This is a genomic window from Thioclava sp. UBA3469, assembly GCF_002378135.1.
Classification (GTDB): Bacteria; Pseudomonadota; Alphaproteobacteria; order Rhodobacterales; family Rhodobacteraceae; genus Thioclava; species Thioclava sediminum.
The window spans coordinates 946-1,822 of the sequence record NZ_DFRG01000067.1; the positions used below are offsets into that span (position 1 = coordinate 946).

The window sequence follows — 877 nt, forward strand, 5'->3', positions numbered from 1 at the left end:
CCGGCCATCGGTGACCAGCGCCACTTTCAGCCCGCGATCTTGCAGCACTGCGAGGGTCGGGGTGAGCGAGTGCAGCTCCGGCATCCCGTTCGCCTTCGGCCCCTGGAAGCGCACGACCACGATCGTGTCGGAGGTGAACTCACCGTTCTTGAAGGCGTCCTTCACCTCGTGCTGTTCCTTGAAGACGCGGACCGGCGCTTCGATCACATGGCGCTCGGGCTTGACGGCGGAGACCTTGATCACGCCGCGCCCGAGATTGCCTTCGAGCTGCTTCAGGCCGCCCGTTTTCTGGAACGGATCGGCGGGCTTGCGGAGGATTTTCTCGTTCTGGCTTTCGGGGTCGGACTCTTCCCAGATCAGACCGCCCTCGGTGATCTTCGGCTCCTGGGTGTAGCGGGTGAGGCCGTCGCCCGCGACGGTCTTCGCATCCTCATGCAGTAGGCCCGCACCCAGCAGATGGCGGATCATGAATTGCAGGCCGCCCGCCGCGTGGAAGTGGTTCACGTCGGCGAGGCCGTTCGGATAGACCTTCGCCATCAGCGGCACGACCGAGGAAATCTCGTCGAAATCTTCCAGATCGAGCACGATCCCGGCGGCGCGCGCCATCGCGGGCAGGTGCAGGACGTGGTTGGTCGAACCACCCGTCGCCATCAGACCGACCATGCCGTTCACGAAGGCTTTCTCGTCGAGCACTTCCGAGGCCGGGCGGTAGTCGTTGCCAAGCGCGGTGATCTCGGCGGCGCGCTTCGCGCCTGCGACCGTCAGCGCCTCGCGCAGCGGCGTGTTCGGGTTCACGAAGGACGCGCCCGGAAGGTGCAGACCCATGAACTCCATCAGCATCTGGTTGGTGTTTGCGGTGCCGTAGAAGGTGCAGGTG

At 65.0% G+C, this 877-nt stretch carries 1 protein-coding gene; it reads right to left on the reverse strand.

Features of this window, described 5'->3' with window-relative positions; translation table 11 throughout:
- Positions 1 to 877 (reverse strand): dihydroxy-acid dehydratase (locus B3D39_RS05865; protein WP_286789502.1); only part of this gene is annotated, 877 nt, incomplete at both ends.